The sequence below is a fragment of the Streptomyces sp. NPDC053513 genome, from assembly GCF_044544765.1.
Lineage (GTDB): Bacteria > Actinomycetota > Actinomycetes > Streptomycetales > Streptomycetaceae > Streptomyces > Streptomyces litmocidini.
Map to the genome: position 1 here is coordinate 356858 of NZ_JBITXP010000007.1, position 20765 is coordinate 377622.

At 70.5% G+C, this 20765-nt stretch carries 15 protein-coding genes; 8 read left to right on the plus strand and 7 right to left on the minus strand.

Annotation, left to right across the window (positions count from 1 at the left end):
* The first annotated feature begins 56 nt into the window (after positions 1 to 56).
* Positions 57 to 1124 (plus strand): aldose epimerase family protein, encoded by a 1068-nt coding sequence (locus ACIGW4_RS15460; protein WP_399580814.1) that lies wholly within the window; start codon positions 57 to 59, stop codon positions 1122 to 1124.
* 80 nt (positions 1125 to 1204) lie between these two features.
* Here ACIGW4_RS15460 and mmsB read toward each other — a convergent pair whose 3' ends face one another.
* From mmsB to chvE, 3 genes are read right to left on the minus strand one after another with little or no spacing between them, the layout of a single operon-like run.
* Positions 1205 to 2449: a multiple monosaccharide ABC transporter permease gene (mmsB, locus tag ACIGW4_RS15465; RefSeq protein ID WP_359589598.1), complete on the minus strand. Its 1245-nt coding sequence runs from the start codon at positions 2447 to 2449 to the stop codon at positions 1205 to 1207.
* Positions 2446 to 4035 (minus strand): multiple monosaccharide ABC transporter ATP-binding protein, encoded by a 1590-nt coding sequence (mmsA, locus tag ACIGW4_RS15470; RefSeq protein WP_398706431.1) that lies wholly within the window; start codon positions 4033 to 4035, stop codon positions 2446 to 2448. The genes mmsB and mmsA overlap by 4 nt, the downstream gene beginning before the upstream one ends.
* A complete protein-coding gene (chvE, locus tag ACIGW4_RS15475; RefSeq protein ID WP_123456860.1) occupies positions 4032 to 5141 on the minus strand; it encodes a multiple monosaccharide ABC transporter substrate-binding protein in 1110 nt (369 codons plus the stop codon). Before chvE ends, mmsA begins: the two co-directional genes overlap by 4 nt.
* 222 nt (positions 5142 to 5363) lie before the next feature.
* On the opposite strand from chvE, the gene ACIGW4_RS15480 reads away from it, so the two are divergent.
* The 4 genes from ACIGW4_RS15480 (at position 5364) to araD (ending at position 10943) form a co-directional block, all read left to right on the plus strand.
* A complete protein-coding gene (locus tag ACIGW4_RS15480; RefSeq protein ID WP_359589600.1) occupies positions 5364 to 6410 on the plus strand; it encodes a LacI family DNA-binding transcriptional regulator in 1047 nt (348 codons plus the stop codon).
* A 433-nt stretch (positions 6411 to 6843) separates the two neighbouring features.
* A complete protein-coding gene (gene araB / locus ACIGW4_RS15485) occupies positions 6844 to 8550 on the plus strand; it encodes a ribulokinase (protein WP_399580818.1) in 1707 nt (568 codons plus the stop codon).
* Positions 8551 to 8679: 129 nt separating this feature from the next.
* On the plus strand, positions 8680 to 10188 hold the full coding sequence (gene araA, locus ACIGW4_RS15490) for an L-arabinose isomerase (protein WP_123456863.1): 1509 nt from the start codon (positions 8680 to 8682) through the stop codon (positions 10186 to 10188).
* Positions 10189 to 10229: 41 nt separating this feature from the next.
* On the plus strand, positions 10230 to 10943 hold the full coding sequence (araD, locus tag ACIGW4_RS15495; protein ID WP_399580822.1) for an L-ribulose-5-phosphate 4-epimerase AraD: 714 nt from the start codon (positions 10230 to 10232) through the stop codon (positions 10941 to 10943).
* Between the two features lie 62 nt (positions 10944 to 11005).
* Here araD and ACIGW4_RS15500 read toward each other — a convergent pair whose 3' ends face one another.
* The 4 genes from ACIGW4_RS15500 to ACIGW4_RS15515 form a co-directional block, all read right to left on the minus strand.
* The gene (locus tag ACIGW4_RS15500) at positions 11006 to 12445 is read right to left on the minus strand and encodes an endo-1,4-beta-xylanase (protein ID WP_399580824.1); all 1440 of its coding nucleotides are present in this window, start codon (positions 12443 to 12445) and stop codon (positions 11006 to 11008) included.
* A 282-nt stretch (positions 12446 to 12727) separates the two neighbouring features.
* A complete protein-coding gene (locus tag ACIGW4_RS15505) occupies positions 12728 to 14167 on the minus strand; it encodes a family 43 glycosylhydrolase (protein WP_399580827.1) in 1440 nt (479 codons plus the stop codon).
* Positions 14164 to 16383 (minus strand): glycoside hydrolase family 3 N-terminal domain-containing protein, encoded by a 2220-nt coding sequence (locus tag ACIGW4_RS15510; RefSeq protein ID WP_399580828.1) that lies wholly within the window; start codon positions 16381 to 16383, stop codon positions 14164 to 14166. Before ACIGW4_RS15510 ends, ACIGW4_RS15505 begins: the two co-directional genes overlap by 4 nt.
* On the minus strand, positions 16364 to 17407 hold the full coding sequence (locus ACIGW4_RS15515) for a LacI family DNA-binding transcriptional regulator (RefSeq protein ID WP_123456867.1): 1044 nt from the start codon (positions 17405 to 17407) through the stop codon (positions 16364 to 16366). Before ACIGW4_RS15515 ends, ACIGW4_RS15510 begins: the two co-directional genes overlap by 20 nt.
* Before the next feature lie 245 nt (positions 17408 to 17652).
* On the opposite strand from ACIGW4_RS15515, the gene ACIGW4_RS15520 reads away from it, so the two are divergent.
* Genes ACIGW4_RS15520 through ACIGW4_RS15530 form a run of 3 tightly spaced genes read left to right on the plus strand, consistent with a single transcriptional unit; the run spans position 17653 to position 20754 of the window.
* Positions 17653 to 18945, plus strand: a complete 1293-nt coding sequence (locus ACIGW4_RS15520; protein WP_123456868.1) for an extracellular solute-binding protein — start codon at positions 17653 to 17655, stop codon at positions 18943 to 18945.
* Between the two features lie 4 nt (positions 18946 to 18949).
* Positions 18950 to 19927: a carbohydrate ABC transporter permease gene (locus tag ACIGW4_RS15525; RefSeq protein ID WP_398706441.1), complete on the plus strand. Its 978-nt coding sequence runs from the start codon at positions 18950 to 18952 to the stop codon at positions 19925 to 19927.
* Positions 19924 to 20754, plus strand: coding sequence for a carbohydrate ABC transporter permease (locus tag ACIGW4_RS15530; RefSeq protein WP_399580831.1), 831 nt, complete (start codon positions 19924 to 19926; stop codon positions 20752 to 20754). The genes ACIGW4_RS15525 and ACIGW4_RS15530 overlap by 4 nt, the downstream gene beginning before the upstream one ends.
* Positions 20755 to 20765 lie beyond the last annotated feature (11 nt).

Genomic DNA, 20765 nt, shown 5'->3' on the forward strand with positions numbered 1-20765 from the left:
TCCCTGCCCCCGTTCCGGGCCGTACCCCTCTTCGGATCCTCGGACAAGGAACTCCCGTGAACCCGTCATCGCCCACCTCCACCGGAGGACCGCCGGTCCGCGAACTCTGCCCGGACGCGGGGGAGCGCTGGACCTTCGGCTTCCCCGGCGGACTCACGGCGGAGGTGCACACCCGTGGCGCCCGCCTCCACGCACTGTGGGTGCCCGACCGCCACGGCACCCCGGCCGACGTCGTCCTCTCCCCTCGCGACCCGGCCCTCACGGCCACCACCGCCCGGTACTTCGGCTCCACCGTCGGCCGCTACGCCAACCGCATCGCGCACGGCCGCTTCTCCCTGGGGACGGAGACGTACCGGCTGACCACGCAGGAGGACGGCCACAGCCTGCACGGCGGTACGGACGGCTTCGACACCCGGCTCTGGGAAGCCGAGAGCGTGCACACCCCCGAGTGGACCGGCGTGCTCCTGCACCTGCGCAGCCCCGACGGCGACCAGGGCTTCCCGGGCAACCTCGACGTCACCGTCAGCTGTCTCGTCGGCCGCGAGGACGAACTCGCCTTCTCGTACGCGGCGGTCACCGACGCTCCCACCCTGGTCAACCTCACCAACCACGCCTACTTCAACCTGGAGGGAGAGGGATCCGGCGACATCCTCGGCCACGAACTGGCCGTCGACGCCTCCCACTACACCCCGGTCGACGCGGATCTCATCCCCTCCGGCGACCATCTTCCCGTCGCCGGAACCGCGTTCGACCTCCGCCGGCCGCTCGGGATCGCCGAGGCCCTCGCACGGCCCGGCACGGACGGCGGGTACGACCACAACTTCGTCCTGAGCCCGCGCGCCGACGGCGTCCTCCGCCGCGCCGCCGTTCTCCACGCGCCGGCCACCGGCCGCCGCATGGAGGTGCTCACCACGGAGCCCGGCATCCAGGTCTACAGCGCGGGGCAGTTCGACGGCACGGTCCTCGGCAAGAGCGGTACGCCGTACCGCGCGGGCGCCGGGATCGCCCTGGAGACCCAGCACTTCCCCGACTCCCCGAACCGGCCCGACGACCCGTCGACGGTGCTGCTCCCCGGCGACGAGTACCGGTCGAGGACGGTCCTGCGGTTCCGTACCAGCGCCTGAACCCCCGACCCGTACACACGACATGGCTGTGCCCGCCGGTGGGGAGGTACCGGCGGGCACAGCCATGTCCAGGGCGGGTGTCAGGCGCCCGCCCTGCGCTTGTTCCACACGTCGAAGCCGACCGCCGCGAGCAGCACCAGGCCCTTGATGACCTGCTGCCAGTCGGTGCCCACCCCGACGAGGTTCATGCCGTTGTTGAGCACGCCGAGGACCAGGCCGCCGATGATCGCTCCCAGGACGGTCCCGACGCCACCGCTCATCGACGCCCCGCCGATGAACGCGGCGGCGATGGCCTCCAGTTCGAAGTTCACGCCCGCCTTCGGCGAGGCCGCGTTGAAGCGCGCCGCGAAGACGAGCCCGGCGAGCGCCGCGAGCATCCCCATGTTGAGGAACACCGCGAAGGTCACCTTCTTGTCCTTGACCCCGGACAGCTTTGCGGCGGGCAGGTTCCCCCCGATCGCGTACACGTGGCGGCCGATCACCGCGTTGCGCATCACGTAGCCGAAGCCGACCAGCAGCGCGGCCAGGATCAGGAGGACCACCGGGGCGCCCTTGTAGCTGGCGAGCAGCAGGGTCGTCACCAGGACGGCGGCGACCAGTGCCGTCACCTTCAGCGCGAACAGGCCCGTGGGGAGCGGCTCCAGGGCGAACTCGCGCTGGCGGCGGCGGTCCCGCACCTCCTGGAACACCACGTAGGCGATCAGTCCCAGGCCGAGGAGCAGGGTCACGTTGTGGTAGTTGGTCCGCGGCCCCACCTCCGGCAGGAAGCCGTTGGCGACCTTCTGCAGCCCGTCCGGGAACGGACCGAGCGTCTGCCCCTTGAGGAAGATCTCCGTGAGCCCGCGGAACAGCAGCATGCCGGCGAGGGTCACGATGAACGACGGTATGCCGACGTACGCGATGAAGAAGCCCTGGAGCGCGCCGGCGACGGCTCCGAGGAGCAGGACGAGGAGCACCGCGACGGGCCAGGAGACCTGGTGCTGGACCATCAGCACCGCCCCGATGCCACCGACCAGGGCCATCAGGGAGCCCACCGACAGGTCGATGTGCCCGGAGATGATGACGATCATCATGCCGATGGCCAGGATGAGGATGTAGCTGTTCTGCAGCACCAGGTTGGAGACGTTGCGCGGCAGCAGCAGGTCGCCGCCCGTCCAGACCTGGAACAGGAGCACGATCAGGCCGAGCGCGAAGAGCATCCCGTACTGGCGCATGTTCCGCCGGACGCCGTTCAGGAGCACCTGGGCCAGCGGTGTTCCACGCGTTGCCGGGGCGCCGCCCGGGGGCGCGGGGGCGCTCTTGTCCATGCTGATGTCGGTGCTCATGCCTGGTGTCCTTCGTCGGGGGAGGTGCTCGCGGTTCGGGCCGTCGGTGCGGACGTGTCCTGCGTCATGTGCCGCATCAGGACTTCCTGAGTGGCGTCCTCGCGGGTGACTTCGCCGGTCAGCCGTCCCGCGGCCATGGTGTAGATGCGGTCGCACATGCCGAGCAGTTCGGGCAGCTCGGAGGAGATGAAGAGGATCGCCTTGCCCTCGGCGGCGAGCCGGTCGATCACGGTGTAGATCTCGAACTTGGCCCCCACGTCGACCCCGCGGGTGGGCTCGTCGAGGATGAGGACGTCCGGACCGGCGAGGATCCACTTGCTGAGGACGACCTTCTGCTGGTTGCCGCCGGAAAGGCGGCCGACCGGTTCGAGGACGTTCGGCGCCTTGATGTTCATGGTCCGCCGGTACCGTTCGGCCACCTTGCGTTCCTCGTGCCCGTCGACGATCCCGCGGCGGGCGAGGGTGCCGAGGGAGGCGAGCGAGATGTTCCGGCTCACCGAGTCCCCGAGGTCGAGCCCGTAGTGCTTGCGGTCCTCGGTGACGTACGCGATGCCGTGGGCGACCGCCTCGGGGACCGTACGCGTCCGTACCTCACGGCCGTCCCTGAGCACGGAGCCCCGCTCGTAGTGGCCGTAGGAACGGCCGAAGACGCTCATGGCGAGTTCGGTACGGCCGGCTCCCATGAGTCCCGCGACGCCGACGATCTCCCCGCGGCGGACCCGGAGCGAGACGCCGTCGACCACCTTGCGGCCGCGGTCGAGCGGGTGGCGCACGGTCCAGTCCCGGATCTCCAGGACGGGATCGGCGCCGGCCGGGCCCTCGTACGGCGTGCGGTCGGGGAAGCGGCTGTCGAGGTCCCGCCCCACCATGCCGCGGATGATGCGTTCCTCGGTGGTGGCCGGGTCCCTGACGTCGAGGGTCTCGATGGAGCGCCCGTCGCGCAGGATGGTGACGGAGTCGGCGATCCGGGCGATCTCGTTCAGCTTGTGCGAGATGATGATCGAGGTGATGCCCTGGCCCTTCAGCTCCCGCATCAGCCGCAGCAGCTTCGCGCTGTCCTCGTCGTTGAGCGCCGCGGTGGGCTCGTCGAGGATCAGCAGGCGGACGTCCTTCGCCAGCGCCTTCGCGATCTCCACGAGCTGCTGCTTGCCCACGCCGATGTCGGCGACCCGGGTCTCGGGGTGTTCGTCGAGCCCGACCCGCCTGAGCAGTTCGGAAGCACGGCGCAGCGACTCGCGCCAGTCGATGATCCCCCGTCGGGAGGGCTCGTTGCCGAGGAAGATGTTCTCGGCGATCGACAGGTGGGGAACGAGCGCGAGCTCCTGGTGGATGATGACGATGCCGCGCTGCTCGCTGGCCCTGATGTCCTTGAAGCGGCACGGTTCGCCGTCGAAGAGGATCTCGCCCTCGTAGGTGCCGTGCGGGTGGACGCCGGACAGGACCTTCATGAGGGTCGACTTTCCGGCGCCGTTCTCTCCGCACAGGGCGTGCACCTCGCCGCGCTCCACGGACAGGGTCACGTCGGACAGCGCCCTGACTCCGGGGAAGGTCTTGACGATGGACCGCATCTGGAGGATGGACGTCATCGCAGTGCCCCGGCGTCGATGTAGCCGGAGTCGACCAGGACCTTCTTGTAGTTGGACCTGTCGACGCTCACCGGGTCGAGCAGGAAGGCGGGGACCACCTTCTTGCCGTTGTCGTAGGTGGTGTCGTCGTTGATCTCGGGCTTCTTGCCGGCGAGGACGGCGGTCACCATGTCGGCGGCGACCTGCGCGAGTGCGCGCGTGTCCTTGTAGACGGTCTGCGTCTGCTGGCCCGCGATGATCGACTTCACGGAGGCGACCTCCGCGTCCTGGCCGGTGACGACCGGCAGCGGCTTGGCGGCGCTGCCGTAGTCGTCGGACTTCAGGGCGGAGAGGATGCCGATGGAGATGCCGTCGTAGGGGGAGAGGACGGCGTCGACCCGGGCCGTGGAGTAGGAGGAGGTCAGCAGGTCGTCCATGCGCTTCTGGGCCGTCCCGCCGTCCCAGCGCAGCGTGGTGACCTGGTTGAGCCGGGTCTGGCCGGAGCGCACGACCAGCTGCTTCTTGTCGAGGTAGGGCTTCAGCACCTTCATGGCGCCGTTGAAGAAGTACTTGGTGTTGTTGTCGTCGTTCGACCCGGCGAACAGCTCGATGTTGAAGGGGCCCTTCTTCGCGCCGCCCTTCAGCCCCAGCTTGTCGACGATGTACGTGGCCTGGAGCTCGCCGACCTTCTCATTGTCGAAGGAGGCGTAGTAGTCGACGTGCGGGGAGCCCAGGATGAGCCGGTCGTAGGAGATCACGGGAATGTGGGCGTCCGCCGCCTGCTGGAGGACGTTGGACAGCGCCTCGCCGTTGATGGCGGCCACGACCAGGGCGTCGACGCCCTGGGTGATCATGTTCTCGATCTGGGCGACCTGCTGGTCGGGGTCGTCCTCGCCGTACTGCAGGGTCGTGGAGAAACCGGCCTTCTTCAGGCTCGCGGTCATGTTCCGGCCGTCGGCGATCCACCTCTCGGAGGACTTGGTGGGCATGGCGATGCCGATGGTGAGGTCCTTCTTCTCCTTCGACTCCTGGCTGCCGCCCTCGCTGTTCTGCCCGCAGGCGGTCAGGAGCAGGGCGCAGCCGGTGGTCACGGCCAGGAGGGCGGATACGGATCGGAACTTCTTCATGGGCGTTACCCATCCCGTCGTCGAGGGCGGCTCCGACCGGGGCGGGCTCGACGGCAGCGCGTGTCCTCGCACCACCGGGACGGCACCGTTCCGGCTGGGTGGCCAGGGCGTCGGCACCCCGGTCGAGCTAGATTGTTAGCGCTCACAACGGCGTGATACAAGAGGCGCTAAGGTTTTTCTCGCATCGATACACAGCCGTAAGCAGGGAGAAGGGAGGCGAACGTGGCGCATCCCGCGGAAGACGTCCGCCCGCCGACGATGGCCGACGTCGCACGAGAGGCGGGGGTCTCCCACCAGACCGTCTCCCGGGTGCTGAGCGGTCACCCCAACGTGCGCGCGGCCACCCGGGAGCAGGTCACCCTGGCCATCGAGCGGCTCGGCTACCGCCGCAACTCCGCCGCGCGCGCCCTGGTGACGCGCCGTACGAGGACGCTGGGCGTCATCGCCGTCAACACCGCCCTGTACGGCCCCGCCAGCACCCTGACCGGCCTGCAGGAGGCGGCCCGGGAACAGGGTTACCTCGCCTCGACCGTCAGTCTGCGCGCCGGCGAGGGGCAGGGGCTCAAGGACGCCATCGACCACCTCGCGGCCTGGGGCGTGGAGGGCGTCGTCGCCATCACCCCGCAGCGCTCGCACGTGCAGGCGCTCGCCGAACTGGACGCGCCCTTCCCCGTGGTCACCGTGGAGGGCGGTCACCAGCTCGACCTGCCCGGCGTCTCCCTCGACCAGGAGCTCGGCGCCCGCATGGTCACCGAGCACCTGCTCGCCGCCGGGCACAGCAACGTCTGGCACGTGGCGGGGCCCGAGGACTGGCTGGAGAGCGAGGCCCGCACCGCGGGATGGCGCGCCGTCCTGGAGGAGAACGGCATCCGGCCCCCGCGCGTCCTGACGGGGGACTGGAGCCCGCTGTCCGGGTACCGGGCGGGACAGGAACTCGCGGGACTCGCCCTGGCCCGCCGCGGGGCGACACCGGTCACGGCGGTCTTCGTCGCCAACGACCAGATGGCGCTCGGCGTCCTGCGGGCGCTGCGCGAGGGCGGGATCCGCACCCCCGCGCAGGTGGCCGTCGCCGGCTTCGACGACATCCCGGAGGCCGAGTTCTTCCCCCCGCCGCTGACGACGGTCCGCCAGGACTTCGCCGCCATCGGACGCCGGAGCATCGGGCTCCTGGTGGACCACATCGAGGGGCGCGTCCGGAAGGCCGAGCACCTCCTGGTGCAACCGCAGCTCATCATGCGCGCGAGCACGCGCCCCCCGGGCGAAGGCTGACGCGCCGGCGTCCCTCGCCGCCGCCTTCTGGCCGCCGGTGGCCGGCCCCCTGTCGACCGACGGCCGGCAGGGGGCCGGCGGTGCATGCGCGTCTGTCCGCCCGTGCGCGCGCGCCCGCCGGACGCTCCGTCCCGCCTCGTCGACCATGCCGTCCCGCCTCGTCGACCACTCTGCCCCGCCCCGCCGACCGCTCTGTCCCGCCGGTCGCCGCGCCCCACCAGTGGCTCCGCCCCCTGCGCGACCAGCCCGTCTCCTGCCGGACCGGTCGCGGCCCCCGGGCGGCCTTCGACACGCAAGTGAGCGCTCACTTCAGGGGCTTGCTTTCTTGCCGAATGTTCGACGGAAGTGCACACCACTCTTGTCCAACCCGATTGTGAGCGTTAACAATCAGGGTGCTCCTCTGACCCCTGCCCATGACGAGAGAGACCGCATCGTGACCCCACACGCCCTTTCCGGCCCCGCAGCCCGTCACCATCCCGAGGCCTGCACCATCGGAGTCGACTTCGGCACCCTTTCGGGGCGCGCCGTCGTGGTCAGGGTCCGGGACGGCGCCGAACTCGGTTCGGCGGTCCACGAGTACCGCCACGCCGTCATCGAGGACCGCCTCCCCGCCACCGGCGCCCCCCTGCCCCCCGACTGGGCCCTGCAGCACCCCGAGGACTGGCGCGACGTCCTGCGCACCGCCGTTCCGGCGGCGGTCGCCGTGGCCGGCGTCGACCCCGCCCGCGTCATCGGCATCGCCACCGACTTCACCGCCTGCACGGTCCTGCCGACGACCCCGGACGGCACCCCGCTCGCCCTGATGCCGGAGTGGGCCGACCACCCGCACGCCTGGCCCAAACTGTGGAAGCACCATGCGGCCCAGGGACAGGCCGACCGCATCAACGCCCTCGCGCACGCCCGCGGCGAGAAGTGGATCGCACGGTACGGCGGCAAGATCTCCGCCGAGTGGCAGTTCGCGAAGGCCCTGCAGGTCCTGGAGGAGGACCCCGCCGTCTACGCCGCCTGCTCCCGTTGGATCGAGGCGGCCGACTGGATCGTCTGGCAGCTCACCGGCACCGAGTCCCGCAACACCTGCACCGCCGGATACAAGGGCATCCACCAGGACGGCGCCTACCCCTCGCCGGACTTCCTCGCCGGGCTCCACCCGGACTTCGCCGACTTCCCCACCACGCGCCTGGAACACCCGCTGTCCCCCCTGGGCTCCCGGGCCGGTGGGCTGAGCTCCCCGGCCGCCCGCTGGACCGGCCTCCCCGAAGGCATCGCCGTCGCCGTCGGCAACGTCGACGCCCACGTGGCCGCGCCCGCGGCGGGCGCCGTCGAGAACGGCCGGATGCTCGCCATCATGGGCACCTCCACCTGCCACGTCCTCAACGGCGCCGCCCTCGCCGAGGTCCCCGGCATCTGCGGGGTCGTCGACGGCGGCATCGTCGAGGGCGCCTACGGCTACGAAGCCGGTCAGAGCGCGGTCGGTGACATCTTCGCCTGGTGGCTCCGGCAGGGCGTACCGGACCACTACCGCGCCGAGGCCGAGGCCTCGGGCGAGGACCTCCACGAGCTCCTGACCCGCAAGGCCGCCGATCAGCCGGTCGGCGCGCACGGCCTGGTCGCCCTGGACTGGATGAACGGCAACCGCTCCCCCCTGGTCGACCACCACCTCTCCGGGGTCATCGCCGGCCTCACCCTCGACACCCGGCCCGAAGACGTCTACCGGGCCCTGCTCGAAGCCACCGCCTACGGCACCCGGATGATCGTCGAGACCTTCGAGGACGGCGGGATCCCCGTCGAGGAGTTCATCGTCACCGGAGGCCTGAAGAAGAACGCGCTGCTCATGCAGATCCACGCCGACGTGCTCCGCCGCCCCGTCTCCCTCGGCACCTCCGAGCAGGGGCCGGCGCTCGGCTCGGCCATCCACGCCGCCGTCGCCGCGGGCGCCCATCCCGACGTGCGCTCCGCCGCCGCCGTCATGGGAAGCGTCCAGCGCCACGCGTACGTGCCCGACGCCGCGCGGGCGGACGCCTACGACGCGCTGTTCGGCGAGTACCGCGCCCTGCACGAGCACTTCGGCACCGGCGCGGACCTCCTCCTGCACCGCCTGCGACGGATCCGCAACACCGCACGCGCCGCCACCGCCGGCTGACCGCGCCGTCTCCCCGTCTCATCCTCCGTCTCCGACCGCCCCGCCCCCAGCCTCCGTCTCCGACCGCCCCGTCCCGGCCTCCATCGGTCCGACCTCTCCACTCCAGCACCTCCGAGGAGCACACCCGACATGACGCTCGCCCCGCCCGACCGCGAGATCTGGTTCCTCACCGGCAGCCAGGCCCTCTACGGCGACGACACCCTGGCCCAGGTCGCCGACCAGTCCCGCGCCATCTGCGACACCCTCGCCCGCCAGCCCGGGATGACCGTCCGCCTCGTGTGGAAGCCGGTCCTCACCGACGCGGCCGCCATCCGCGCGGTCTGTCTGGAGGCCAACGCCGACGACCGCTGCATCGGCCTGATCGCCTGGATGCACACCTTCTCCCCGGCCAAGATGTGGATCGCCGGCCTCGACGCCCTGAGCAAGCCGCTGCTGCACCTGCACACCCAGGCCAACCGGCAACTGCCCTGGTCCACCATCGACATGGACTTCATGAACCTGAACCAGGCCGCCCACGGCGACCGCGAGTTCGGCTTCGTCCAGACCCGCCTCGGTGTCCCGCGCAAGACCGTGGCCGGCCACGTCTCCACCCCCGAGGTCGTCGACCGCATCGCCGGGTGGGCCCGCGCCGCCGTCGGCCGCTCCGAACTCACCACCCTCAGACTCGCCCGGTTCGGCGACAACATGCGCGACGTCGCCGTCACCGAGGGCGACAAGGTCGAGGCACAACTGCGGTTCGGGGTCTCGGTCAACACGTACGGCGTCAACGACCTCGTCGCCGCGGTCGACGCCGCCCCCGACGACACCGTCACCGACCTCGTCAAGGAGTACCAGGACCTCTACGCCCTCGCGCCCGAGCTGAGGCCCGGCGGCGAGCGCCACGACTCCCTGCGCTACGCCGCCCGCATCGAGGCCGGCCTGCGCACCTTCCTCACGGAAGGAGGGTTCCGCGCCTTCACCACGAACTTCGAGGACCTCGGCGGCCTGCGCCAGCTGCCCGGCCTCGCCGTGCAGCGCCTGATGGCGGACGGCTACGGCTTCGGAGGCGAAGGGGACTGGAAGACCTCCACCCTGCTGCGCACACTGAAGGCGATGGCCCACGGCCTGCCCGGCGGCACCTCCTTCATGGAGGACTACACCTACGACCTGACGCCCGGCCGGGAACTCATCCTCGGCGCCCACATGCTCGAGGTCTGCCCCTCGCTCACGACGGCCGCACCCGCCTGCGAGATCCACCCGCTCGGCATCGGCGGACGCGAGGACCCGGTCCGCCTCGTCTTCGACGCGGACCCCGGCCCGGCCGTCGTCGTCGGTCTCGCCGACATGGGCGACCGGTTCCGCCTCGTCGCCAACCACATCGACGTCGTCGCCCCGCCCGAGCCGCTTCCCCGGCTCCCCGTCGCCCGCGCCGTCTGGCGCCCCCGCCCCGACCTCCGTACCTCCACCGAGGCCTGGCTGACGGCCGGAGCACCGCACCACACCGTCCTGACCACCGCGCTCGGCGGCGAGGAGCTCGAAGACCTCGCCGAGATGCTGCGGACCGAACTCGCCGTCATCGACGAGGACACCACCGTCCGGCGCTTCACGCGCGAGCTGCGCTGGAACCAGGCCTACCACCGTCTGGCCCAGAGCCTGTGAACACCCCCGCCGCCCCCGCCTCCACCAGGACGGAGCCCTCCGTGAGCACGACCGTTTCCAAGGAGCTGCGCCGAGAGGTACTGGAGGCCAACCTCCGCATCCCCCGAGCCGGCCTCGCCACCCTCACCTGGGGCAACGTGAGCGGTGTGGACCGACAGGCCGGCGTCTTCGTCATCAAGCCCTCGGGCGTGGCCTACGACGCACTGGGCGAGGAGGACCTGGTCGTCGTCTCCCTGTCCGACGGGAGCGTCGTCGAAGGCCACCTGCGACCGTCCACCGACACGGAGACGCACCGCAGCCTCTATCTGGCCTTCCCCTCCATCGGAGGCGTGACGCACACGCACTCCACCCACGCCGTCGCCTTCGCCCAGGCCCGGCGTCCGATACCGGTGCTCGGCACGACCCACGCGGACACCTTCAACGGTCCCGTCCCCGTCACCGCGCCCCTCACCCCCGAACAGTGCGCCACGGACTACGAGTACAACACCGGTCAGGTCATCGTGGACCTGCTGGGCCGTGACGACACCCGGGCCAGGGAGGTCCCCGGCGCCCTGGTCGCCCATCACGGCCCCTTCACCTGGGGCGTCGACGCCACCACGTCCCTGGAGCACGCCGTCATCTGCGAGGCGGTGGCCGAGATGGCCCTCCACACCATCGCCCTGGGCCCGGTGGAGCCACCGCAGCACGTCCTGGACCGCCACTTCACACGCAAGCACGGCCCCGACGCGTACTACGGCAACCCGACCTCCGCCTGACAGCACCGAGGGGAGCCGGGATTCCTCCCGGCTCCCCTCTTTGGTGCGGCTCGGCTCAGCGGTCAGGTACGGGCCCAGCGCTGGTTGGTGCCGTTCCAGCACGTGTAGAGCTGGATCAGCGTGCCGTTGGCGGTGCCGTTGGCGGCCGCGTCGAGGCAGAGTCCGGACTGCACGCCGACGATGGTTCCGTCGGAGTTCAGACGCCACTTCTGGTTGTCGCCGCCCCAGCAGCTGTAGATCTGCACCTTCGAGCCGTTGGCGGTGCCGGCGGCGTCGAGGCACTTGTCGCCGTAGACCCTGAGCTCGCCGGCGGAGGTCAGCGTCCACTGCTGGTTGGTGCGGTTGTTGCAGTCCCACAGCTGGACCTGGGTGCCGTCGGTGGTGGACGCGTTCGGGACGTCCACGCAACGGCCCGACGCGACGCCCTTGATCGGCCCTGTGCCGGGGGACGGGGTCGGCGTGGGCGTCGTGGAGCCGCCGTTCAGGGCGTTGAGCACGGAGGTGTACGCGGGCTTCTTGCTGCCGTCGCCATTGAACAGCAGCGGCGTCTGGTCGGCTCGCCAGGAGTCGGTGTCGCGCACGCCCCAGACGGTGATGCCGAGGCAGCGCGGGACGGCCAGGCAGTCGTTCGTCACGTTGGCGTAGGTCGTGCCCGAGGCACCCTGGATGTCGAGTTCGGTGACGGCCACGTCGACGCCGAGGGCGGCGAAACTCTGCAGGGTGGTGCGGAAGTTGCTGTTGTACGGGCTGTCGCTGTTGAAGTGCGACTGGAACCCGACGCAGTCGATCGGCACGCCGCGCTGCTTGAAGTCCTTGACCATGTTGTACACGGCCTGGGTCTTGGCCCAGGTCCAGTTGTCGGTGTTGTAGTCGTTGTAGCAGAGCTTGGCGGCCGGGTCGGCGGCGCGCGCGGTACGGAAGGCGACCTCGATCCAGTCGTTGCCGGTGCGCTGCAGGTTGGAGTTGCGCCGGGCGCCCGACGTACCGTCCTCGAAGGCCTCGTTCACGACGTCCCACTGGGCGATCTTGCCCTTGTAGTGGGCCATCACGCCGTTGATGTGGTTGATCATCGCCTGGCGCAGCGTGCTGCCCTCGAGCGCCTGCATCCAGCCGGGCTGCTGGGAGTGCCAGGCCAGGGTGTGGCCGCGTACCCTCTTGCCGTTCTGGACCGCCCAGTTGTAGACGCGGTCGCCGGCGGTGAAGTCGAACCGGCCCTGCTGCGGTTCGGTGGCGTCGATCTTCATCTCGTTCTCGGGCGTCACCATGTTGAACTCGCGGTTCGCGATCGTGGTGTACGCCGAGTCGCCCAGCCGACCCGAGGCGATGGCGGTGCCGAAGTACCGGCCGCTCTGCGCCGCCGCGCTGCCGAGCGTGCTCTCGGCGGCCTGGGAGGCCGGTGCCGCCAGCAGGGTGGCGGACCCGAGGGCGCCGGCGAGGAGCGCCGCGATCAGTCCGCCTCTTTTCCGGCGGACCGTGGGCGGGACAATGGCGTGAGAACGCATGTGTGGACCTCCGATGAGGGAAATCTCGAATGAGGGAGGGCGCGCGGCGGAAGGAATCCGCGGCGGCGATGTCCGCGTCCGGGTAATGGGACCGCGGAAAGCGGCGGTGACGCCTCGGTAATCAGTCTGGAAATACGGCATGAGCCTGTCAATGGTTTCGGAGATGTTTCGGAAACATCGGCTGTCGGTCAGGAGCGTCACGGCATTTCGCCGAACCAAGAAAAAGCGGTCCCTGTCGAAAACGTTTCGACAGGGACCGCTTCTCTGTGAGTGATTCCTCGGTCAGTTCGGATAGGTGATGTCGAACCACGGGAAATGGGCCTGGTTCGAGGACGGGCGCCCGTTGGACGTGGCGTACAGACCGAGCTGGACGCTGGTGAACAGCGGCCTGAGGAAGCCGGCCTCGACGGTGGTCAGCACCCGCCAGGGGCCGTCGGGCGTCGCGTGGACGAAGGTGTGCCTGAAGCCGCGGACACGGACCCCCAGGCGGACGGGGCCGGGGGGGACGGCGAGGCGGGCCAGGACGTCCGGCCCCCGGCGGAGTTCGAGGCCCTCCGCGGTGCGCAGCAGGAGCAGGTGCTTCTCGTCGTCGACGACGACGGCGAGTCCGGCCTCCTCGCCCGGGCCGTCCGGGGTGAAGCGCAGCTCCGTGGACACGTCGCAGTCGGGCTGTTCCTGGGGCCGGACCAGGAGGGACGGGACGACGGGTTCGCCGAGCCGTTCGGGACGGAGCCGGAGGCGGAGCCCGTCGCCGGTGGTCCAGAACGGCGTACGGGGGGTGCGGAGGGTGCTCCAGTCGGCGGCGAGGGTGGCGAAACGGTCGTGCAAGGGGCGGGAAAGGCCGGCGTGGGCGACCGGGGAGAAGCCCGGCACGCCGTCGTCCCAGGTGACCCGGCTGAGGAAGGTCTCACGGCCGAGGGCGGAGCCCGGCCGGACGCCCAGGAGGACGGCACGCCAGTCGCCGTACGCCGTCTGCACGAGGTCGGCGTGCCCGGTACAGGTGACCGGCCCCTTCGGGACGGGAGGCAGGACCGGGTTCCCGGGGACGCCCTCGTACGGGCCGGTCACGCTGTCGGCGCGGGCGGCGACCACGCTGTGGTCCACGTCGGTGCCGCCCTCGGCGGTGAGCAGGACGTAGACGCCGTCGACCCTGTACAGATGCGGGGCCTCCGACCAGCGGGCCTCCGGGTGGCTCCCCGACCACAGGACGTACTCCGGTCCCGTGAGCCGTCGCTCGCCGGGCACGTACTCGCGCATCCAGATCTCGGTGTGGCCGGCGGCCTCGTCGCGTACGCGGGCGGCCGTGAACCAGGCCCGGCCGTCGCCGTCCGGTCCGTCGTCGAAGAACAGCGACGGGTCGAAGCCCTCGCCCTCCAGCCAGTGCGGCTCCGACCACGGTCCCGCCGGGTCGGTCGCCGTGACGACGAAATGGCCGGGGCCGTCCATCATCGTGCAGACGAGGTGGAAGACCCCCTCGTGGTGCCGGATCGTCGGGGCGAACAGGCCCCGGGAAGGCGCGCATCCGTCGAGGTTGAGCTGGGACGGCCGGTCGAGCGCGGATCCGAGACGCCGCCAGTTCACGAGATCGCGGCTGTGGAACACGGGAAGGCCCGGGAACCACTCGAAGCTGGACGTCACCAGGTAGTAGTCCGCCCCCACCCGGCAGACGGACGGATCGGGCCGGAACCCGGGCAGCACGGGATCACCGAACGGCGTGCTCATGAGACCGGGGCGATGTCGACGGGCACGGACAGCACTCGGTCGGCCGCCGGGTGACGTACGGGGCCGTGCAGAGTGAAGGAGCCCTGGAGCGGAAGATCACCGCTGGACCGCCCGACGGCCACGCCGATCTCCCCGGGTTCCACCCTTCTGCGCAGGTCGAGCCCGGTGAACGAGGTCCGGTCGGCATGGACGGAGAACGTGACCCGGGCGGCCGCGCCCGGTTGCAGCTCGACCCTGCCGAATCCGGCGAGCCACCTCTCCGGCCGGACGACGGACGCCTCGGGGTCCGAGAGGTACAGCTGGACCACCTCGGTCCCGGCCACCTCTCCGACGTTGCGTACGGTGACCGAGACGGTGACGACCCCGTCCGTCGCGGCGACGGGATCCACCGAGAGCTCCGAGTAGGCGAAGCTGGTCCAGCCCAGCCCGTGCCCGAAGGGGAACAGCGGGGCCGGGTCCACCGAGCTCCAGTCGGTGCGCCCGCCGAGCCTGGAACGCAGGTACGTGCCGGGCTGGCCGCCGACCTGGCGGGGGACGGAGACGGGCAGGCGCCCGGACGGTTCCGCGGCCCCGCTGATGATCCGGGCCAGTGCCGTCCCGCCCTCCTCGCCGGGGAAGAAGGCCTGTATCACGGCCGATGCGCGCTCGGCCAGCGAGCCGAGTGCGTAGGGCCGTCCGGAGACCAGGACCAGGACGGTCGGCACTCCGGAGTCCAGAACGGCGGAGGCGAGTGCGGCCTGGTCGCCGGGCAGGTCGAGGGTCTCGGCGTCGCAGCCCTCGCCCGAGGTGCCCCGGCCGAACATGCCGGCCCGGTCGCCGAGCACCAGCACGTTCACCTCCGGGTCCTCCCCGGTGACCGTGAACCCGGCGGCGGCGAGCGCCTCGCCGAGCGTCGGGATCTCCACCCCGGGATCGCCGGGCAGCGCGACGTGGTTCGGGAAGGAGTAGCAGCCGAGGAAGGCGTGCGGATCGTCCGCGTACGGCCCGGTGACCGCGACCCGGCACGGCCGCAGCGGCAGGATGCCGTCGTTGGCGAGCAGCACCGTGGACCGTTCGGCCAGGATCCTGGCCAGCGCCCGGTTCTCCGGCGGGTCGAGGTCGATCGGCTCGGGCTTGACGGGTTCCCAGTCGGGGTCGAGCAGGCCGAGCTCGGCCTTCTGCAGCAGCACCCGCTCCGCGGCCCGGTCGACGAGGGCCTCGGACAGGTCTCCCGACCGTACGAGTGCGGTCAGCGGCTCGCCGTAACAGCGGGCGGTGGGCAGTTCGACGTCGATCCCGGCGGTCAGCGCCAGCGCGCCGGCCGCGCCGCGCGATCCGGCGACGCCGTGCCGGGACTCCAGGAAGGAGACCGAGTAGTAGTCGGCGACGACGGTGCCGTCGAAGCCGAGCTCGTTCCTGAGGAGTCCGGTGAGGAGCCGCTCGTCGGCGGCGACGGGGACGCCGTCCACATCGGTGTAACTGTTCATCACCGACCGGGCGCCGCCCTCGCGCAGAGCCCGGACGAAGGGCTCGACCAGCACGTCGGCGAACTCGCGCGGCCCCACGGCGACCGGGGCCATGTTCCGGCCGCCGCGCGAGGACGAGTACCCGGCGAAGTGCTTGAGCGTCGCCACGATGCCCGCGCCCTCCAGACCCTGGACGTACGCGGTGCCGATCGCGCCGACGAGGTACGGGTCCTCGCCCACGCACTCCTCGGTACGGCCCCACCGGTAGTCGCGGACCACGTCGAGCACCGGAGCGAGCCCCTGGTGGACGCCGACCCGTCGCATCCCGTCGCCGATGGCGGCGGCCATCCGCCGCACGAGGCCGGGGTCGAAGGACGCGCCCCAGGCGAGCGGTCCGGGGAAGACCGTGGCCCCGAGCGTCATGAACCCGGTCAGGCACTCCTCGTGAACGAGGGCCGGAATGCCGAACCGGCCGGCCTCCGTCACCTGCGTCTGGAGCGCGGCGAGCCGCTCCATCCCGGTCTCCGCGGCGATCGGCGCCGTCCCGTACACCCGGGTGAGCTGGCCGAGCCCCTGCCCGATGATGTCGTCGAGGCCGGGCGCCGGTTCGCCGGAGTCGTCCTCCATCGGCGCCACCGGCGCTCCGGGATCGGACGGCAGGGCCCAGAAGCCGGCGAGTTGCCCCGCCTTCTCCTCCAGCGTCATCCGGCTCAGCAGATCGGCGACTCGGACGGCAGCGGGCAGGAGGGGGTCACGCCAAGGCTCGGTCACGGGGGTACTCCTGAGAACGGGGTGGGGCGGTGGAGACGCGGACCTTGAGTTCGGTCGAGAGCTCCATCCGAGGGCTGACCAGGGGCTGGCCGTCCAGAAGCTGGAACAGGGTGCGGGCGGCGACCCGGCCCATCTCCTCCAGCGGCTGGCGCACCGTCGTCAGCGGCGGTGACAGCCAGTCGCACATCGGCAGGTCGTCGAAGCCGACCACGCTGAGGTCCTGAGGGATGCTCAGTCCAGCCTGCCGGGCGGCTTCGTAGACGCCCATCGCCTGCTGGTCGCTGCCGGCGAAGACGGCCGTCGGCGGGTCGGGGAGGGCGAGCAGCTCCTGGGCGCACCGGAATCCGCCCTCGTGCTGGAAGTCGCCGAACCGGATCAGGTCGCGGTCGACCTCGATCCCGGCCCGTTCCAGGGCGGCCCGGTACCCGTCGATGCGGGCCTGGCTGCAGAGCATCTCCTTGCGTCCGCCGATCGTGGCGATCCGGCGGTGCCCCAGTTCCAGCAGGTGCTCGGTGGCGGCGAGGCCACCGGCCCAGTTGGTCGCTCCGACGCTCGGCACGCCGTTGCCCGGGAGGTCGATCGGGTCGATGACGACCAGCGCCACCCCGGCCCGTTCGACCTGGGCGCGCTGGTCGTGGGTGACCGACTCGGTGACGAGGATGACGCCGTCGCTGTGGTGCAGGACCGGCAGCGCGGTCCAACTGGACGGTGTGGCCTCGCCCGGCGGGACGAGCGACACGACGGTGCCGACGCTCCGCTGGGCGCACTCGGCCTCGACGCCGCGCAGGATCTCCACCGCCCACGCGCTGTCCAGCCCGCCGATGATCAGGTCGACCAGGCCCGATCTGCGGGCTCTGCCCTGCCGGCCGGGCGGGAGGTAGTGGTGGGCTTGCAGCAGGCCCTCGATCCGTTCGCGTGTCGAGGGTGCGACATCGGAACGGCCGTTGATCACCTTGGACACGGTGGCCTGGGAGACCCCTGCCTCCGCGGCGATGACGGCCAGGGTCGGGCGCTGCTCGCTCAACTTCTCTCCTCTGCGCGGACGCCTTCAGCCCGGCGATAGGTATCGCAAACTTTCGATGAGTTTCCGGGCGGTCGGACCAGCTTGTCAACCCTGCGAACAGCCGTTGTCCGGAGGCGAGTCAGATAAATTGACGCGAGGTCTTGACCGGGAAGCCGCGCGTTCCTAGTTTGTGGCAGCGCAGAATTTCGAGAGTATTTCGAAAAATTTTCGGGCGCGAAACCGGCATTTCCCACCCCGGAGGTCCCATGGCCAGCACTCTCCCGAGCCGTCGCAGCTTCCTGACGCTCGCGGGCATGACCACCCTGTCCGTCGCACTCACCACGGCCTGCGGGTCCGGCGGGTCGGGCGACAACCTGTCGGCCGACGGCAAGGTGACGTTCGAGTGGTGGAACATCGCCACCACGGAGCCGGGGAAGTCCCTCTTCCCGGAGATCTCCACGGCGTACACGAAGGCCCACCCGAAGATCGCGATCAACACGACCTCGCTGGAGAACGAGGCGTTCAAGTCCAAGCTGACCGCCACCACGTCCTCGGGCAGGCTTCCCGACGTCTACCAGACCTGGGGCGGCGGCGTGCTTCGGCAGCAGGTCGACGCGGGGCTCGTCGAGGACCTCACCGACCTCATGGACTGGTCGTCGCAGCTCACCCCGGTCTCGCTCTCGGCCTACCAGATCGACGGCCGCATCTACGGAGTCCCGTACGACATCGGCATGGTCGGCTTCTGGTACAACAAGAAGCTCTTCGCCAAGGCCGGCATCACCACTCCGCCGGCCACCTGGGCCGCGTTCCTCGCCGACGTGAGGAAGCTCAAGGCCGCGGGCATCACCCCGATCGCCCTCGCCGGCAAGGAGAAGTGGCCCGGCCACTACTACTGGGCCTACCTCGCGATGCGCGTCGCCGGCCTCCCCGCCCTGCAGAAGGCCGCGACCACCAAGGACTTCACCGATCCCGGCTTCGTCAAGGCGGGCGCCCACCTCAAGGAGCTCGTCGACCTCCAGCCGTTCCAGCCGGGCTTCCTCGGCGCCGGCTACGCCACCCCGGGCGGCCAGGCCGCGACCATGGGCAACGGCAAGGCCGCCATGGAGCTGATGGGGCAGTGGGGACCGTCGGTGCAGAAGGACGCGGGCGCCGACCTCGGGGCGGACCTGGGCTTCTTCCCCTTCCCGACGGTCGACGGCGGTGTGGGGCAGGCGACCGAGGTGTTCGGCGGCGGCGGCGGCTTCGCCCTGCGCAAGGGCGCCCCGAAGGAGGCCCTGGACTTCCTGAAGTTCTTCGTCCTGGACAACGAGTCCAAGCTGCTCGCCTCCAACGGCTACCTGCCGGTGGTCAAGGGCGCGGAGAGCCGGCTCACCGACGCCAACAAGAAGGTGGTGGCCGAGAGCCTCGTCAAGGCCACGGGCTTCCAGCTCTTCCTCGACCAGGCCTACCCGCCGGCGGTCGGCCAGGAGGTCAACGACAGCGTCGCCGACCTCATGGCGGGCAAGAAGACCCCCGAGCAGGTCACGGCGTCGATCACCGAGGCTGCGAAGAGTGCCTAGCTCCGTGTCCACCCTGACCGAGGAACGGACGGAGGAGTCCGCGGCGACGCCCGCGCCGCCTCCCGCCCGTTCACGCCTGAGCCGGTGGGGTGCCTGGGCGTCGGTCGCCTGGTTCCTCGTCCCGGCCCTGGTCCTCTTCCTCGTCTTCGTCCTCGCCCCGATCGTCGTCGCCGTCTGGACCGGCTTCTTCAAATGGGGCGGCATCGGCCCCATGGACGACTTCGTCGGCTTCGGGAACTACACCAGGCTCTTCGACGACCAGGTCTTCCTCGGCGACCTGGGGCGCGGGCTGTACCTGATCCTCATGTCGGTCCTGGTGCAGCTGCCGTTCGCCCTGTTCACGGCGGTCCTGCTCAACCAGAGGCTCCGCGGCCGGGCCGTCTACCGGATGCTGTTCTTCGCGCCGTACATCCTCTCCGAGGTCGTCACGGCGGTCCTCTTCACGATGATCTTCCTGCCCGGCGCCGGCATGGCCGACCACATCGCCGGCTTCCTCGGCATCGAGGGCCTCCAGGGCAAGTGGCTCGCCGACCCCTCGACGGTCATGCCGACCCTGTTCGTCGTCATGATCTGGAAGTACTTCGGCTTCCACATGATGCTGTTCCTCGCCGGGCTGCAGGGCATCCCGTCCGAGATCCTCGAAGCCGCCTCCATCGACGGAGCGGGCGCCTGGCAGCGCTTCCGGCACATCACGCTGCCGCTGCTCGGGCCGACGATCCGGATCAGCGTCTTCCTGTCGATCATCGGGTCCATCCAGCTCTTCGACCTCGTCTGGGTCATGACGGCCGGCGGGCCCAACCACTCCTCCGAGACGATGGCCATCGCGATGTTCCAGTTCGGGTTCAAGCGGTACCAGGTCGGCTACGCCAGCGCGATCAGCGTGGTGCTGTTCATGATCAGCCTCGTCTTCTCCCTCTTCTACCAGCGGTACGTGCTCCGCCGTGACCTGAGCGGCGCCGTCACCTCGGGAGGTGACCGATGAACGCCCGTCGGACGGTACGCGGCCTCTCGCTGCACTCCGTGGTCTGGCTGATCGCCGCGTTCGTCGTCGTGCCGCTGATCTACGCGGTGATCTCCGGCTTCAAGAGCACCGCGGAACTGACGAACAATCCGTTCGGGCTGCCGGAGCAGTGGAAGATCTCCAACTACACCGGAATTCTCGGCGACGCCATGTTCTGGCGGCAGATCGCCAACAGCGCGGGCATCGCGATCGGTACGACGGTCTGCACCGTCGTGGCCTCCGCTATGGCGGCTTTCGTTCTGGCCCGATATGCCTTCCGGGGACGGGAGTTGTTCTATACGCTCTTCACCGTCGGGCTGATGTTCCCGTTCGCTGTGGCCGTTCTGCCGCTCTTCCTCATGCTGCGGACCTTCGGGCTGCTCGACAACCCCCTCGGAGTGATCCTCCCGCAGGCGGCATTCGGGCTCCCCATGACGATCGTGATCCTGCGCGGTTTCTTCCGGACCGTCCCGGCGGAGATCGAGGAGGCCGCCACCATGGACGGCTGCGGCAAGTTCCGCTTCTTCTGGCAGATCCTGCTGCCGATGGCGCGTCCGGCGCTCGGCACGGTATCGGTGCTCGCGGTCGTCGCGAGCTGGAACAACTTCTTCCTGCCGCTGCTGGTGTTCAACGACCCGAAATGGCAGACGATCCCGATCGGAGTCCAGCAGTTCCAGGGCCAGTACTCGACCGACTACGCGCTCGTCCTCGCCTACATCGTGCTCGCCATGGTCCCCGCCCTCGCCTTCTACGCCGTCGCCGAGCGCCAGCTGATCGGCGGCCTCACCGCGGGCGCCACCAAGGGCTGACCCGTCCTACG

Excerpts from the sequence above, each read along its gene's own strand:
- mmsB (WP_359589598.1), bottom strand. The coding sequence starts at position 2,449 with ATGAGCACCGACATCAGCATGGACAAGAGCGCCCCCGCGCCCCCGGGC.
- mmsA (WP_398706431.1), bottom strand. The coding sequence starts at position 4,035 with ATGACGTCCATCCTCCAGATGCGGTCCATCGTCAAGACCTTCCCCGGA.
- chvE (WP_123456860.1), bottom strand. The coding sequence starts at position 5,141 with ATGAAGAAGTTCCGATCCGTATCCGCCCTCCTGGCCGTGACCACCGGC.
- araA (WP_123456863.1), top strand. The coding sequence starts at position 8,680 with ATGACGCTCGCCCCGCCCGACCGCGAGATCTGGTTCCTCACCGGCAGC.
- ACIGW4_RS15500 (WP_399580824.1), bottom strand. The coding sequence starts at position 12,445 with ATGCGTTCTCACGCCATTGTCCCGCCCACGGTCCGCCGGAAAAGAGGC.
- ACIGW4_RS15505 (WP_399580827.1), bottom strand. The coding sequence starts at position 14,167 with ATGAGCACGCCGTTCGGTGATCCCGTGCTGCCCGGGTTCCGGCCCGAT.
- ACIGW4_RS15520 (WP_123456868.1), top strand. The coding sequence starts at position 17,653 with ATGGCCAGCACTCTCCCGAGCCGTCGCAGCTTCCTGACGCTCGCGGGC.
- ACIGW4_RS15530 (WP_399580831.1), top strand. The coding sequence starts at position 19,924 with ATGAACGCCCGTCGGACGGTACGCGGCCTCTCGCTGCACTCCGTGGTC.